Annotated in this window: 13 protein-coding genes; 5 read left to right on the top strand and 8 right to left on the bottom strand. The window is 71.4% G+C overall.

All coding sequences use genetic code 11. From position 1 onward, the window contains the following. Window positions 1–11: 11 nt before the first annotated feature. Window positions 12–1,610, top strand: a complete 1,599-nt coding sequence (locus ACGFZQ_RS18630; RefSeq protein ID WP_393841289.1) for an ABC transporter permease — start codon at window positions 12–14, stop codon at window positions 1,608–1,610. Then, window positions 1,610–2,632: an ABC transporter ATP-binding protein gene (locus ACGFZQ_RS18625; RefSeq protein WP_351739278.1), complete on the top strand. Its 1,023-nt coding sequence runs from the start codon at window positions 1,610–1,612 to the stop codon at window positions 2,630–2,632. The genes ACGFZQ_RS18630 and ACGFZQ_RS18625 overlap by 1 nt, the downstream gene beginning before the upstream one ends. 90 nt (window positions 2,633–2,722) lie before the next feature. On the opposite strand, the gene ACGFZQ_RS18620 is transcribed toward ACGFZQ_RS18625, so the two are convergent. The 7 genes from ACGFZQ_RS18620 to ACGFZQ_RS18590 all read right to left on the bottom strand — a co-directional run bounded on the left by ACGFZQ_RS18620 (window position 2,723) and on the right by ACGFZQ_RS18590 (window position 9,512). After that, entirely contained in the window at window positions 2,723–3,454 is a 732-nt protein-coding gene (locus ACGFZQ_RS18620) for an LAETG motif-containing sortase-dependent surface protein (RefSeq protein ID WP_351739275.1), read from the bottom strand. A gap of 138 nt (window positions 3,455–3,592) precedes the next feature. After that, a complete protein-coding gene (locus tag ACGFZQ_RS18615) occupies window positions 3,593–4,723 on the bottom strand; it encodes an LOG family protein (RefSeq protein ID WP_393841288.1) in 1,131 nt (376 codons plus the stop codon). Window positions 4,724–4,787: 64 nt separating this feature from the next. Continuing rightward, on the bottom strand, window positions 4,788–5,195 hold the full coding sequence (locus ACGFZQ_RS18610; protein ID WP_393841287.1) for a VOC family protein: 408 nt from the start codon (window positions 5,193–5,195) through the stop codon (window positions 4,788–4,790). 107 nt (window positions 5,196–5,302) lie between these two features. Continuing rightward, window positions 5,303–6,715, bottom strand: coding sequence for a hypothetical protein (locus ACGFZQ_RS18605; RefSeq protein WP_393841286.1), 1,413 nt, complete (start codon window positions 6,713–6,715; stop codon window positions 5,303–5,305). Then, window positions 6,697–7,437, bottom strand: coding sequence for an ABC transporter ATP-binding protein (locus ACGFZQ_RS18600; protein ID WP_393841285.1), 741 nt, complete (start codon window positions 7,435–7,437; stop codon window positions 6,697–6,699). The genes ACGFZQ_RS18605 and ACGFZQ_RS18600 overlap by 19 nt, the downstream gene beginning before the upstream one ends. Before the next feature lie 189 nt (window positions 7,438–7,626). Continuing rightward, the gene (locus ACGFZQ_RS18595) at window positions 7,627–9,009 is read right to left on the bottom strand and encodes an aspartate aminotransferase family protein (protein ID WP_351739261.1); all 1,383 of its coding nucleotides are present in this window, start codon (window positions 9,007–9,009) and stop codon (window positions 7,627–7,629) included. Continuing rightward, complete coding sequence (locus tag ACGFZQ_RS18590) at window positions 8,994–9,512, bottom strand: Lrp/AsnC family transcriptional regulator (protein WP_351712472.1); 519 nt, start codon at window positions 9,510–9,512, stop codon at window positions 8,994–8,996. Before ACGFZQ_RS18590 ends, ACGFZQ_RS18595 begins: the two co-directional genes overlap by 16 nt. Window positions 9,513–9,677: 165 nt before the next feature. Between ACGFZQ_RS18590 and ACGFZQ_RS18585 the strand changes: the two genes are divergently transcribed. Both ACGFZQ_RS18585 and ACGFZQ_RS18580 read left to right on the top strand, forming a co-directional pair. Next, complete coding sequence (locus ACGFZQ_RS18585) at window positions 9,678–11,126, top strand: gamma-aminobutyraldehyde dehydrogenase (protein WP_382539882.1); 1,449 nt, start codon at window positions 9,678–9,680, stop codon at window positions 11,124–11,126. A 217-nt stretch (window positions 11,127–11,343) separates the two neighbouring features. Next, window positions 11,344–12,537, top strand: a complete 1,194-nt coding sequence (locus ACGFZQ_RS18580; RefSeq protein WP_393841284.1) for a PotD/PotF family extracellular solute-binding protein — start codon at window positions 11,344–11,346, stop codon at window positions 12,535–12,537. A gap of 33 nt (window positions 12,538–12,570) precedes the next feature. Here the strand turns inward: ACGFZQ_RS18580 and ACGFZQ_RS18575 are convergent, their stop codons facing one another. Continuing rightward, on the bottom strand, window positions 12,571–13,482 hold the full coding sequence (locus ACGFZQ_RS18575; RefSeq protein WP_393841283.1) for an ADP-ribosylglycohydrolase family protein: 912 nt from the start codon (window positions 13,480–13,482) through the stop codon (window positions 12,571–12,573). A 348-nt stretch (window positions 13,483–13,830) separates the two neighbouring features. On the opposite strand from ACGFZQ_RS18575, the gene ACGFZQ_RS18570 reads away from it, so the two are divergent. After that, window positions 13,831–15,273, top strand: a complete 1,443-nt coding sequence (locus tag ACGFZQ_RS18570; RefSeq protein WP_393841282.1) for an aldehyde dehydrogenase family protein — start codon at window positions 13,831–13,833, stop codon at window positions 15,271–15,273. Window positions 15,274–15,294: the final 21 nt, after the last annotated feature.

Raw genomic sequence — 15,294 nt, 5'->3', positions numbered from 1 at the left:
GGCTCGGGCTGATGCTCGTGCCCGTCGCGTTCTTCGCCGTCTTCTTCGCCTGGCCGGTCGCGGCGATCGTCACGCGCGGGCTGAAGGTCGACGGGGTGTGGCGGTTCGGGCGGATCGCCGACGTCGTCGGCGAGTCCGACATCCGGCACGTCCTGTGGTTCACCACCTGGCAGGCGCTCGCCTCCACCGCGCTCACCCTGCTGGTGGCGCTGCCGGCCGCCTACGTCTTCGCCCGTCTCGACTTCCCGGGCAAGCAGGTGCTGCGGGCCGTGGTGACGGTGCCGTTCGTGCTGCCGACAGTGGTGGTCGGTACGGCGTTCCTGGCGCTGGTCGGCCGCGGCGGACTGCTGGACGGGCTGTGGGGCGTACGGCTGGACACCACCGTCTGGGCCATCCTGCTCGCGCATGTCTTCTTCAACTACGCGGTCGTCGTACGGACCGTGGGCGGGCTGTGGGCCCAACTGGACCCACGGCAGGAGGAGGCCGCGCGGATGCTCGGCGTCTCGCCGCTGGGCGCCTGGCGGAAGGTCACCCTGCCCGCGCTGGCGCCCGCCGTGGCCGCCGCCGCGCTGATGGTCTTCCTGTTCACCTTCACCTCCTTCGGCGTGGTCCAGATCCTCGGCGGGCCGACCTTCTCCACCCTCGAAGTGGAGATCTACCGGCAGACCTCCGAGATCTTCGACCTCTCCACCGCCGCCGTCCTCACGATCGTGCAGTTCGTCGCGGTCGGTGCGATCCTCGCCGTGCACGCGTGGACGGTACGGCGGCGGGAGAGCGCGCTGCGGCTGGTGGACCCGTCGGTGACGGCACGCCGGCCGCGCGGGGCCGGGCAGTGGACGCTGCTCGGCGGGGTCCTCGCCACCGTCGCCGTACTCCTGGTGCTGCCGCTGGCCGTGCTGGTACGGCGGTCGCTCGACGGGGGGTTCGGCTACTACCGCGCGCTGGGTGACGCCGACGGGGGCACCTTCCTGGTCGCGCCGATCCAGTCGGTGGTCAATTCGCTCGAATACGCCGTCGCGGCCACCGCCATCGCCGTGGTGATCGGCGGGCTCGCCGCCGCCGCGCTGGCCCGGCGGGACGCGGGGCGGCTGGTGCGGGGCTTCGACGCGCTGCTGATGCTGCCGCTCGGGGTGTCCGCGGTGACCGTCGGCTTCGGGTTCCTGATCGCCCTCGACAAGCCGCCGCTGGACCTCAGACAGTCCTGGATCCTGGTGCCGCTCGCACAGGCGCTGGTCGGGGTGCCGTTCGTCGTGCGGACCATGCTGCCCGTGCTGCGGGCCGTGGACGGACGGCTGCGGGAGGCGGCGGCCGTGCTCGGGGCCTCGCCGTGGCGGGTGTGGCGCGAGGTCGATCTGCCGATGGTGCGGCGGGCGTTGCTGGTCGCGGCCGGGTTCGCCTTCGCGGTGTCGCTGGGGGAGTTCGGGGCGACGGTGTTCATCGCGCGGCCGGACAACCCGACGCTTCCGGTGGCCGTGGCGCGGTTGCTGTCCCGCCCCGGTGATCTCAACTACGGCCAGGCGATGGCCCTTTCCACGATTCTGATGGTGGTGTGCGCGGTGGCGCTGCTGGTGCTGGAGCGGCTGCGGACCGACCGGACGGGGGAGTTCTGATGCCGCTTCTCGAACTGGAGCAGGCCACCGTGCGGTTCGGCGGGCGGGCCGTGCTCGACGCCGTGGACCTCCAGGTCGCCGAGCACGAGGTGGTGTGTGTGCTCGGGCCCAGCGGGAGCGGCAAGTCGACGCTGCTGCGGCTGGTGGCGGGGCTGCAACCGCCGGACGCGGGGCGGGTGCTGCTCGACGGGCAGGACCGGACGCGGGTACCGGCCCATCGTCGGGGAGTCGGGCTGATGTTCCAGGACCATCAGCTGTTCCCGCAGCGGGACGTGGGCGGGAACGTGGCCTTCGGACTCCGGATGCGTGGCGCGGGCAAGGGGCAACAGGCCGAGCGGGTCGGCGAGTTGCTGGAACTGGTGGGATTGCCGGGGGCCGCCCGGCGGGCGGTGGCCGGGCTCTCCGGCGGTGAGCAGCAGCGGGTGGCGCTCGCGCGGGCGCTGGCGCCCCGGCCCCGGCTGCTGATGCTCGACGAACCGCTGGGACAGCTCGACCGCTCGCTGCGGGAGCGGCTGGTGGTCGAACTGCGGGAGCTGTTCGGCCGGTTGGGCACGACCGTGCTCGCGGTCACCCATGACCAGGGCGAGGCCTTCGCGCTGGCCGACCGGGTGGTGGTGATGCGGGACGGCCGGATCGCCCAGTCCGGCACGCCCCTCGATGTCTGGCAGCGGCCGGCCGACGAGTTCGTGGCGCGCTTCCTCGGCTTCGGCAACGTGGTCCCGGCGACCGTCGAGGGCTCGGCCGCGGTGACGCCCTGGGGGAAGCTGCCGCTGCCCGGGAACGCGCCGCAGGGGCCGCGCACCGTGCTGGTACGGCCCGCGGGGGTACGGCTCGTGGCGGCCGACGCGGGGCTGCCCTGCACGGTGACCGCCCGCACTTTCCAGGGCACCCATGTCACCGTCCACCTCCAGCCCCAGGACGGCCCGCGCCTGGAGGCGGCCTGCGCGCTGCGGGAGGCGCCGGAGGCCGGGGACGCGGTGGGCGTCGAGTTCGACGCGGCGGAGACCGTCGTACTGGACTGAGGCTCTTCAGGACACGGCCGAGGCCCGTCCCCCGGGGATACGGGAACGGGCCTCGACGGTGTACGAAAGCGGTGTACGAAGGCGGGTGCGTCAGCTTCCGCTGTTCGCCCCACGACGGCGCATGCCGAACCACACGGCGCCGCCGCCGACCACGACCAGCGCGCCCGCGATGCCGGCGATCAGACCGGTGTTCGAGTTGGCACCGGTCTCGGCGAGGTTCGACTCACCGACCGCCGGGGACGGGGCGTTGTCCGACGTACCCGCCGGGGCGGTGCTGCTGCTCTCCGAGGCCGACGGGGTCGGGGAGTCGGACTCGGCCGGGGTGGACGCGGACTCCGACGGCGACGGCGTGGCCGACTCCGACGGGGACGGGCTGGCGCTCTCCTCGCCCTTGCAGGCGGTGGACGAGGTGGTCAGGTTCGGCGTGATGTCCTTGTCGATCTGGATCTTGCCGCTGTCGACCTTGACGTGGACGCGGTACACCGCGTTCGGCTGCCAGTCCTCGGAGAAGGTGACCGGCGTGCCCTCCTTGGAGCCCTTGACGGTCTGGGCGTCGCCGACCTGCTTCGCGTCGCCGCCGTTGTTCTCGAGGAAGACGGTGATCGTGGCCGGAGTACCGGAGGCGTCGGTGTCGGTGACCGTAATGACGCCATTGGCGCCGTCGCAGGTGGCTTCGGCGGAGAAATCAGAGATGTTGCACGCGAGGGCGGAACCGGAGACGCCGAGCGTCAGCGCGGCCGACGCAGCGGCAACTCCCAGGATGCGCACGGAACGACGTGCACTGCGGCGGGATATGGACACGTTTGTCCTTACTGGGTGCATAACTGCGGGGGGTTTGCGGGGCAGTTGACGCAACGTGAGGTGAGGCATCAGCAACCCCAGGAGGCTCACAGGTCTATAAGTGTGCCGTAAGTAGTGTCAATGCATATGCGGTCCACGGGCGTTGACTTTGCCTGCTTATTAATCGCTGAGACGTTTCAGTGCCCCGGAAGCCTGCTCGATCCGGTCAACCAGGGCGATACGGGACGCCATGGACCGCTCCCGGGCAAGCGAGGTCAGGAGCTGCCAAGCCGGCAGCCTCTCGCTCCAGTGCGCCTCGTCCACGAGCACCATCGGGGTCGGCTCGCCCCGTGACTCGTAGTAGTTGGGCGTCGCGTTGTCGAAGATCTCCTGTACGGTCCCGGCGGCGCCCGGCAGGAACACCACACCTGCGTTGGAGCGGGCCAGCAGACCGTCCTCGCGGGTGGCGTTGGCGAAGTACTTGGCGATGTGCGCGGCGAAGGCGTTCGGCGGCTCGTGGCCGTAGAACCAGGTGGGGATGCCCACCGAGGGTCCGCCGTCCGGCCAGCGCTCGCGGACCTCGAAGGCGGCCCGCGCCCAGTCGGTGATCGACGGCCGGAACGAGGGCGCCTTGGCGAGGAGTTCCAGCGCCTCGTCGAGCATCCCGTCGTCGAAGGGTGCCGCGTACGCGCCCAGGTTCGCCGCCTCCATCGCGCCCGGGCCGCCGCCGGTCGCCACCGTGAGGCCGGCCCGCGCCAGCTCCCGGCCGAGCCGGGCGGCACCGGCGTAGGCCTGCGTACCGCGCGCCATCGCGTGCCCGCCCATGACGCCCACCACCCGGGCGTCGACGAGGAGTTCGTCGAGCGCGTCGGAGACCGCGTCGTCATGGATCGAGCGGAGCATCGAGGCGAATATGTCGCCGTCCGCCTTGGTCCCCTGGAACCAGGCGTACGAACGGGCGTCCGGGGTCGCCTCGTAGCCCTCGCCGAGCGCGTCGAACAGTTCGTCGGGCGTGTAGACGAAGGCGCGGTAGGGGTCGAAGGGGAGGTCCGGGACGGGCGGGAAGACGAGGGCGCCCAAGGCGCGGACCCGGGCGGCCGCCTCGGCCGACATCGGGCAGCCGAGGAAGACGGCGCCGGCGGCGTCGGTGGTGAGCAGGACGTCCGTACGGTCCGTCAGGTCGACGGCCTGGACGCGGTACTGGGCGAGCGTGCCGTGCGCGGCGACGACCTCGTCGAACTCGGCGAGGGACTCGATCTCACGGTCGCGGGCGGCACGGTTGGGCTGAGGCTGGGCGGGTGTCGGATGCACCCGCCCATGCTGGCACAGCTGTTCGTAGGGCCCCGTGGTGAAGGAGCGGGCGGGGCCGGGCCGCTCAGCTCTGGACCGCCGCCGGGTCCATCCACGCGACCTCCCAGCTGTGGCCGTCGAGGTCCTCGAAGGAGCGGCCGTACATGAAGCCCTGGTCCTGGACGTCGTCGTTCGCCGTGCCGCCGGCCGCGACCGCCTTCTCCACCAGTTCGTCGACCTTCTCGCGGCTCTCCGCACTCAGACAGATCAGCACCTCGCTGGTCTTCGTCGAGTCCGCGATCTCCTTCTTGGTGAAGTCGGCGTAGCGCTGCTTGCTCAGCAGCATCGCGATGATCGTGTCGCTGATCACGACACAGGAGCAGTCGTCGGTGCTGAACTGCGGGTTGATCGGGTAGCCGAGCTCCGTGAAGAACTTCCGCGACGCGGCGACGTCGTTGGTGGCCAGGTTCACGAAGATCATCTGCTGGTACATGGGGGTCTCTCCCTCGGGTGTCGTGCCGTTCGGGGGGACAGACCGCGGGACGGTCCGAAAGTCATCGGTGGGTTCGCACTCTTGTGCCGCGACTTTCGTACGGCCTCTCAGCGCGCGAGGGGCAGCGCGGCGAGGCCGGCGACCAGCAGGGTGAGAGGGACGAAGAGGGCCAGCAGGGCGCCGGAGCGCAGGGCCGCCGCGCTGCGCAGCACCGTGGCCGGGGCGCCCAGGCGGAGCAGGGCCTGGGTGGTGCCGGCGCGGGACTGGCGGGCCTCCACGGCGGCAGTCAGGAGCGTGGCCAGCGTGCAGCCGGCGACCACGGCACCGCCGAGGGTGGTGAGGGGACCGAAGGCGAGGGCGCCGCCGTCGTCGTAGAGCGTGAGGGCCGCGAAGGCCGCCGACGCCACCGCGCAGACGACGCCGAGGGGGCGGCCGATGCGGGTGGCCTCCGCCATCAGGACCCGGCCGGCCAGGAGGCGGAGGGCGCCGGGGCGGGCGGTCTGCAGGAGGCGGCCGCAGAGGTGGGTGAGGCCGGGGGCGGCGAGGATCAGGCCGAGGGCGGTGAGGGCCCAGCCGGCCAGGACCCCGACGGGGCCTACGGCCAGGCCGCCGGGGAGGGTGGTCTCCGGGGTGGCTTCGGTGGCGCCGGCGTAGGACTCCACGGCGAGGCCCGCGGCGAGCACGGCGATGCCCCAGGGGAGGCCGGTGGGGGACTTGGTGACCGCGATCAGCTCAGGAACGTCCGCGGGGGCCGGGAGGGGGGTTTCGCTCGCCGGCGCTTGCGGGGTGCCCTCCCCGGAGGGGGTGTGCGCGGCGGCCGCCTGTGCCGTCTCGGCGGCGTGGCCGGCCGTGGGCGGCGATGTGGGCCGGGACGGGGTTGTGGGCCGGGACGGGGATGTGAAGAGGCGGGCGCCGAAGCGGCCGTACGCTCCGAAGGTCTCGCGCCCTGCTTTTGTGTCGTAGGCCCCGAAACGGCCGTAGACGCGCGCCCGGCCCGCCGGGCCCGGCAGGTCCCTCGGGCGGAGGGTCACCGCCACCGCCGTGGACGCGAGCACCGGGAGCACGGCCAGGAGGGTCAGCGCCGCAGGGACGGGCAGGGACCTGTTCGCCGCCAGGAAGTCCTTCGCCGCGCCGTCGAAGGGCATGCCCGTGAGGTCGCCGCGCAGGTGGAGGAAGACCAGGAGGGCCAGCAGCGAGCCCAGGGTGCAGGCCAGGGCTGTATTCAGGGCGGCGATGGCCATCAGCCGGGCCGGGCCCAGGCCCAGGGCGGACAGGCCCGGGCGCGGCTTGGTGCCGGGGTCGGTGCGGGCCACCGCGATCGCGAGGTACACCGTGGCGGCGAGCGGGATCGCACACCACGACAGGCGCAGCAGGGCGGCCGTGGAGTGGGTCGGGTGGACCATCGCGTAGCCGAGGGCGGACAGCAGCAGGAAGCCCGTGCCGGCGGCCGCCGTGGCCACCAGGAGGCGGCGTAGGTGGACGGCCGGGTGGGCGGCGCGGGTCAGGCGGAGAGCGAGCACTCGGCCCGGCCCTCCGCTTCGGGGACCGGTGGCAGGTGGACCGTGTTCACCCGACGCCCGTCCAGGAGCGAGATCCTGCGGTCGGCCAGCGCGGCCGTCTCCGCGTCGTGCGTGGCCAGGACCACCGTGATGCCGTGCGAGCGGGCCGCCGTGGTGAGGGTGCGCAGCACATGGGCGCGGTCGGCGCGGTGCAGCGGTGCCGTCGGCTCGTCCGCGAAGAGGACCGTGGGGGCGGGGGCGAGGGCGCGGGCGATGCAGACGCGCTGGCGTTCGGCCTGCTGGAGCGCCGCGGGGTGGCTGCGGGCCTTGTCGCCGACGTCGAGGCGCTCCAGCCACTCCAGTGCGGCCACCTTGGCCCGGCGGCGGCCGGTACCGCGCAGCATCAGGGGCAGGGCGGTGTTCTCCCAGACGTTCAGCTCGGGGACCAGCGTCGGCGCCGGGTCGATCCAGCCGAAGCGGTCGCGGCGGAGCCGTTCCCGGGTGAGCGGGCCCATGCGGTGTACGGCCGTGCTGTTGAACCAGACCTCGCCGTGCTGCGCCGGGACCAGACCGGACAGGCACCTCAGCAGCGTGGTCTTGCCACTGCCGCGCGGCCCGCTGACGGCCAGGATCTCGCCCTCGCGTACGCCGAGCGAGACACCGGCGACACCGGGCGAGCCGTCCGGGTGGCAGAAGTGCAGGGAGCGTGCCCACAGCACGTCGTTGTCCGGCGGGGCCTCCATGGGCGTACACCTCGGTTCTGATCCGTTTTCCCGTCTCCGATCCCCCGTCCGGGGGAACGAAGGCCGGGGCGATCGGTCACGTGCACGCTAGGCAGGTCGGCGGCCGAGCCCGGACAGCACACGGCCCCGGGCCGCCGTTCTCACTCGAACGGACGGCACCGGGGCCGGATCGGACCGCTGATCCGATGATCAGAGCTTCGTCCACGCCTCCGTCAGCGTGGCGCGCAGGATCTGCTCGATCTCGTCGAAGGTCTCCTGGTTGGAGATCAGCGGCGGGGCGAGCTGGACGACCGGGTCGCCGCGGTCGTCGGCACGGCAGTACAGGCCGTTGTCGAACAGGGCCTTGGAGAGGAAGCCGTACAGGACGCGCTCGGTCTCCTCGTCGTTGAAGGACTCCTTCGTGGCCTTGTCCTTCACCAGCTCGATGCCGTAGAAGAAGCCGTTGCCGCGGACGTCGCCGACGATCGGGAGGTCGTGGAGCTTCTCCAGGGTCGAGCGGAAGGCGCTCTCGTTGTCGAGCACGTGCTGGTTGATGCCCTCGCGCTCGAACAGGTCGAGGTTGGCCAGACCCACCGCCGCCGACACCGGGTGGCCGCCGAAGGTGTAGCCGTGCAGGAAGGTGTTGTCGCCCTTGTAGAACGGCTCGGCGAGCTTGTCGGAGATGATGCACGCGCCGATCGGGGAGTAGCCCGAGGTCATGCCCTTGGCGCAGGTGATCATGTCCGGTACGTAGTCGAACTTGTCGCAGGCGAACATCGTGCCGAGGCGGCCGAAGGCGCAGATGACCTCGTCGGAGACGAGCAGCACGTCGTACTGGTCGCAGATCTCGCGGACCCGCTGGAAGTAGCCGGGCGGGGGCGGGAAGCAGCCGCCCGCGTTCTGCACGGGCTCCAGGAAGACCGCGGCGACGGTGTCGGGGCCCTCGAAGAGGATCTGCTGCTCGATCTGGTCGGCGGCCCAGCGGCCGAAGGCCTCCGGGTCGTCGCCGAAGAGCGGGGCGCGGTAGATGTTGGTGTTCGGCACCTTGTGCGCGCCCGGGACGAGGGGCTCGAACGGCGCCTTCAGGGCCGGCAGGCCGGTGATGGACAGGGCGCCCTGCGGGGTGCCGTGGTAGGCGACCGCGCGGGAGATGACCTTGTACTTGGTCGGCTTGCCCTGCAGCTTGAAGTACTGCTTGGCGAGCTTCCAGGCGGTCTCCACGGCCTCGCCGCCACCGGTGGTGAAGAAGACCTTGTTCAGGTCGCCGGGGGCGTGGTGGGCCAGGCGCTCCGCGAGCTCGACGGCCTTCGGGTGGGCGTAGGACCACACCGGGAAGAAGGCCAGCTCCTGCGCCTGCTTGAAGGCCGCCTCGGCGAGTTCGACGCGGCCGTGACCGGCCTGGACCACGAACAGGCCCGCGAGACCGTCGAGGTAGCGCTTGCCCTTGTCGTCGTAGATGTAGGTGCCCTCGCCCCGGACGATGGTCGGGACGGGCGAGTTCTCGTACGAGGACATGCGGGTGAAGTGCATCCACAGGTGGTCGTACGCGGTCTTGCTGAGGTCCTTCTGGCTCACGGTTATCGGGTTCCCCACATGTAGGTCTGCTTCTTCAGCTTCAGATAGACGAAGCTTTCGGTGGAGCGCACTCCGGGCAGTGACCGGATGCGTTTGTTGATGACGTCCAGCAGGTGGTCGTCGTCCTCGCAGACGATCTCCGCGAGGATGTCGAACGAGCCCGCGGTCATCACCACGTACTCGACTTCCGACATGGCGGTCAGCGCGTCCGCGATCGACTCGACATCGCCCTCGACGTTGACGCCGACCATCGCCTGTCGGCGGAAGCCCACGGTGAGCGGGTCCGTGACGGCGACGATCTGCATCACGCCCTGGTCCAGCAGCTTCTGGACGCGCTGGCGCACGGCCGCCTCCGACAGGCCGACGGCCTTGCCGATCGCGGCGTACGGCCGACGGCCGTCCTCCTGGAGCTGCTGGATGATGGCGAGGGAAACGGCGTCCAACTGGGGGGTGCCGTTCCTGGACTCGCGGGACGAGTCCCTCTGGTCTGCGCTTCGACTGGCCACGACCTCACTGTGCACGACGTCTCGACGGTTCCGCAAGGCCGCATCGATGAAATTCGTTGTTTGAGGTACCTGGTATTGCGGATTTCGCAGACGCGACGGCCGTGGGGGTGTTGAAAACGTGGGATCTCGGATTACTGTGGGTGTCTCAGTCAATGGACACCCGAACTTGGAGGGCCGGCAGTGAGCACCGAGCTGCGTCGTCTGCGCAATTACATCGACGGTGAGTTCCGGGACGCCGCCGACGGACGGACCACGGAGGTGGTCAACCCGGCGACGGGCGAGGCGTACGCGACGGCGCCGCTGTCCGGGGCGGCGGACGTCGACGCGGCCATGGCGGCCGCCGCCGCGGCCTTCCCGGCATGGCGGGACACCACGCCCGCCGAGCGCCAGAAGTACCTCCTGAAGATCGCCGACGCGTTCGAGGAGCGCGCCGAGGACCTCATCGCGGCCGAGGTGGAGAACACGGGCAAGCCCGTCGGGCTCACCCGCTCCGAGGAGATCCCGCCGATGGTCGACCAGATCCGCTTCTTCGCGGGCGCGGCGCGGATGCTGGAGGGCCGGTCGGCCGGTGAGTACATGGAGGGGATGACCTCCATCGTCCGCCGCGAGCCGGTCGGTGTCTGCGCGCAGGTCGCGCCGTGGAACTACCCGATGATGATGGCCGTCTGGAAGTTCGCCCCGGCGATCGCGGCGGGCAACACGGTCGTGCTGAAGCCGTCGGACACCACCCCGGCGTCGACCGTCCTGATGGCCGAGATCATCGGCGGGATCCTCCCCAAGGGCGTCTTCAACGTCGTCACCGGCGACCGTGACACCGGCCGTCTGATGGTCGAGCACCCGACTCCGGCGATGGCCTCCATCACCGGCTCCGTGCGCGCCGGCATGCAGGTCGCCGAGTCCGCGTCCAAGGACCTCAAGCGGGTCCACCTGGAGCTGGGCGGCAAGGCGCCGGTCGTCGTCTTCGAGGACCTCGACAGCGCGGCCATCGCCAAGGCCGCCGAGGACATCTCCGTCGCGGGCTTCTTCAACGCCGGCCAGGACTGTACGGCGGCGACGCGTGTGCTGGTGCAGGAGTCGATCCACGACGAGTTCGTGGCGGCGCTCGCGAAGGTCGCGGCCGAGACGAAGACGGGCCAGCCGGACGACGAGGACGTGCTGTACGGGCCGTTGAACAACCCGAACCAGCTCAAGCAGGTCTCCGGCTTCATCGAGCGGCTTCCCGCCCACGCCAAGGTCGAGGCCGGCGGGCAGCGGGTCGGCGACAAGGGCTACTTCTACGCCCCGACCGTCGTCTCCGGGCTCAAGCAGGACGACGAGATCATCCAGAACGAGGTCTTCGGACCGGTCATCACCGTCCAGTCCTTCACGGACGAGGACCAGGCCACCGAGTGGGCCAACGGCGTGGACTACGCGCTGGCTTCCTCCGTGTGGACCAAGGACCACGGGCGGGCGATGCGGATGTCCAAGAAGCTGGACTTCGGCTGCGTGTGGATCAACACGCACATTCCGCTGGTCGCGGAGATGCCGCACGGCGGGTTCAAGAAGTCCGGGTACGGCAAGGACCTGTCGGGGTACGGGTTCGAGGACTACACGCGGATCAAGCATGTGATGACGTCGCTGGACGCGTAGGTCGTAGGTCGGGTGCCGCCGCGTGGGAGCTGGTCGCGCCCACGCGGCGAAGCCGCACATCGACACGGCCCCGCGCCCCTGTCGGGGCGCTTTTGCTGCCCGGGTCCGTAGGTAACGCCGTGTTGACCCAGGGCATCGACAAGGTGTCCGGTCCCCGTCAGGCGGCTCGACGCAGCGTCGATTGCCCGGCCACAGGCGGGCGCGACATGCTTCGGGTGTGCCCCAGAATCCTTCTCGAACGCCCGCGCTCTCCCGTCGCTCCCTGCTGCGCGCGCTCGGCGGCACCGCCGCGCTCGGCGCCCTGGCCGGCTGTGGGGTGCCCGCCGCCTACGTCAAGGCCGGGGACCGCACCGTGACCGACCTGTCCGCCCGGGACCAGAAGCTGGTCTTCGCGAACTGGCCGCTGTACATCGACGTCGACGACGACAACCCGAACAAGCGGCCCACCCTCGACGCCTTCGAGAAGCAGACCGGGATCTCCGTCGACTACATCGAGGAGATCAACGACAACGACGAGTTCTTCGGCAAGATCAGCCCGGCGCTGATGAACCACCAGTCCACCGGCCGGGACCTGATCGTCATCAGCGACTGGATGTGCGCGCGGTTCGTCCGCCTGGGCTGGGTCCAGAAGATGGACCGCGCCCACCAGCCGAACGTGGCGAAGTTCCTGGACCCGCTGCTCCGTTCGCCCGCCTTCGACCCGGGCCGCCTGTACACGGTGCCGTGGCAGTCGGGCATCACCGGCATCGCGTACAACCGCAGGAAGCTGGGCCGTGAGATCCGGCACGTCAAGGACCTGTGGGCGAGCGACCTCAAGGGCCGGGTGACCCTGCTCTCCGGCCTCGACGAGGCGTTCGCGCTGCTGATGCAGGGCAACGGCGTGGACATCACCAAGTGGACGGCCGACGACTTCTACGACGTCTGCGACGAGGTGGAGAAGCAGGTCGCCCGGGGCCAGATCCGCCGCTTCACCGGCAACGACTACACCAAGGACCTGGTCAGCGGCGACGTCCTGGCCTGCCAGGCGTACTCCGGTGACGTCATCCAGCTCCAGGCCGACAACCCCGACATCCGCTTCCTCGTCCCCGAGGAGGGCGCGGAACTGTGGTCGGACTCCCTGATGATCCCGGACCGGGCCGACCACAAGGCCAACGCGGAACGTCTCGTCGACTACTACTACGAGCCGGAGGTGGCCGCCGAACTGGCCGCCTGGGTCAACTACGTCTGCCCCGTCCCCGCGGCCCAGCAGGTCCTCGCCGCCTCCAAGGACAAGGACACCGCGGCCCTCGCCGAGAACCCCCTGATCTTCCCGAACACGGCGATGCGCAGGCGCCTCGCCATCGCCCGGGACATCACGTCGACCGAACGCGTGGCCTTCGCGAAGCGGTGGAACCAGATCGTGGGGTTGTAGCCGGCGGTCCGGAGGCCTGCGGCAAAGACCGGGCTACCGGACCGGGGTCGGGGGCAGTGGTTCACGGGCTGCGTGCCAGGTGGGCGGAAGGACGGCGACGCCCGTACGAGCGGCGATCACCCCGCCCGCGATGGCGCAGGTGGTGTCGATGTCGCCGCGTCCGGCGACGGTGAACCACAGGCCCTCGTGCAGGTCGTCGAGGTGGCCCGCCGCGCACCAGAGGGCGTAGGGGACGGTGTCGGGCCCCGACATCCGGTAGCCGGAGCCCAGGACCTCCGCGACGTGCCGAACCGAGGTATGGGCCGGCATCCGGGCCGCGACCCGCACTCCCGACCGGACGTCGCTGTCGGGGAGTCGCGCGGCGATGGCCTGGAGGAAGTCCGGACGTGCCGGCGCGGGCCCGCCCCGGCTGCGCGTTGCCAGCGCCGCGGCGAGGGCCACCGCCACCGCCCCGGCGACCGCCTCCGGGTGGTGGTGCGAGACCACGCTCTGGCGGGCGGCCTGCTCGGCGACGGCGTCGAGGTCGGCGGCGTGCCAGGCGCCGAGCGGGGCGACGCGCATGGCCGCGCCATTGCCCCAGGAGCCCTGGCCGCCGAACTGCCCGGCGACCACCTCCTGCCAGGGCTCGCCCGCGCCGATCCGGCGGAGCACGTCGTGCATCGAGGCTCCGTAGCCGCGGTGCGTGTCGTCGGCGTAGGCCTCGGCGAGGCGCAGGGCGAGGCGGTCCTGGTCGACGGTGCCGTCGCCCTCGGCGAGTTCCCGGACGAGAACGAGCGCCTGGGCGGTGTCGTCGCTCCACCGCCACAGCGGCTCCGGGGGCAGGATCCGTGTCTCCAGGGCCGCCTGGCCTTCGTGGCGCAGGATGCCGAACCAGCGGTCACCGAAGGCATCACCGAAGGCGAGCCCGGACAACGAGTCAAGCGCGGCGGTAGGCAGGTCGGTCATCGGAGCAGTATCACCAGGCGGCGGCGTCCCCGGCACTCCGATTTCGGCGCGGCCATGTCCCGTGTGTGTTCCTGCGGGCCGCCCTCGCCGCGGACGGCCTCGGTGACCTGGGTGACCTGGGTGTCCGCCGCGGACCGTGAGACGGGGGCAGGGCCGGCGTCGTGATGATGGAGAATTGATGGCTGGCTTGACGGCGAAATGATGGTTTCGGGGGCTTCGCAACCCTTCCTCGCGGACCTAGCGTTGCGAGCACGTAAACGGCCTGGCCGTTGGCTGTGCGACACCCCTGGTATCCGCGGAGGCGTCGATCGCGGCCGTGTTCTGACGGCTTCCTGAAGGGAGAGGGCAATGGCGCCCGTGGAGTTGCTGATCGGCAGTCGCTGGCAGACGGCCAGGGGAACCGCGCGGACTCGGGAGGTCACGTCGCCGTTCGACGGCTCGACGGTGGGCACCGTGGCGCTCGCCGGGACCGAGGACGTCGAGGCGGCACTCGCCGCGGCGGAGCGGGGCGCGGCCGTCTGGCGCCGTACGCCCGCCCACGAGCGGATGCGGATCCTGCTGCGCGCCGCGGAACTCGCCGACGAGCGCGCCCCGAAGACCGCGCGGACCATCAGCGCGGAGTCCGGGAAGACCATCACCGAGGCCACCGGTGAGGCGTCCCGCTCCGGTGACCTGATCCGGCTCGCCGCCTTCGAGGGGACCCAGCTCTACGGCGAGACGCTCCCGCTCGACGCCAACCGCGGCACCGGACAGGACAAGATCGGCTTCACGCTGCGCCAGCCCTGCGGGATCGTCGTGGCGATCACGCCGTTCAACTACCCGGCGCTGCTGGTCCTGCACAAGCTCGCCCCGGCCCTGGCGGCGGGCAACGCGGTGATCCTCAAGCCGGCCACCAGCACCCCCCTGACCGCCCTCGAACTCGCCGGGTGCTTCGTGGACGCGGGGCTGCCGGAGGGGGTGCTCTCGGTACTCGTCGGCTCCGGCTCGGTGCTCGGCGACGCCCTTGTCGCCGACCCCCGCGTCCGCAAGATCTCCTTCACCGGCTCGACGGCCACCGGCGAGCACATCTCCCGGGTCGCCGGGGTGAAGAAGCTGTCCCTGGAGCTGGGCGCGTCCTGCCCGGTCGTGGTGCTGCCCGACGCCGACATCGAGGCCGCGGCGAGCGCGGTCGCGGCAGGCGGATACGTCAACGCCGGACAGGTGTGCATCTCCGTCCAGCGGGTCATCACGCACCCCGCCGTGACCGGCGACTTCCTGGACGCCCTCGTCCCCAAGGTCCGGGCCATCCGCACCGGCGACCCCGCCTCCCCGGACACCACGATGGGCGCCCTCATCACCGACACCGAGGCGGAGCGCGTCGAGCGGGCCATCGCCCGGGCCGGCGCGGACGGGGCCCGGGTCCTGACCGGCGGGGAGCGCGACGGAGCGGTGGTGCAGCCCGCCGTCGTCGCCGACGTCGACCCCGAATCCCCGTTCAGCCAGCAGGAGTTGTTCGGCCCGGCGGTCGCCGTCAGCTCGGCGGAGGACTGGGAGTCCGCCCTCGCGCAGGCCAACGGCACCGCCTACGGCCTCGGCGCCGGCATCTTCACCTCCGACATCGCCGGAGCGGTCCGGGCCGTCCGGGAGATCGACGCCGGTTCCGTCCACATCAACTGGACGCCGCTGTGGCGCGCCGACCTGATGCCGTACGGCGGCCTCAAGGGCAGCGGCTACGGCAAGGAAGGCCCCCGCGCCGCGGTCGGCGAGATGACCGAGGTCAAGACGATCGTGCTGCACGGCCGTCCCTGGTGACCCTGCCCCGTACCCCTGATC

This window comes from Streptomyces sp. NPDC048254 (assembly GCF_043201895.1).
Lineage (GTDB): Bacteria > Actinomycetota > Actinomycetes > Streptomycetales > Streptomycetaceae > Streptomyces.
Note: the sequence above shows the minus strand (reverse complement) of the source record. Positions and strands in the feature narration are given on the sequence as shown.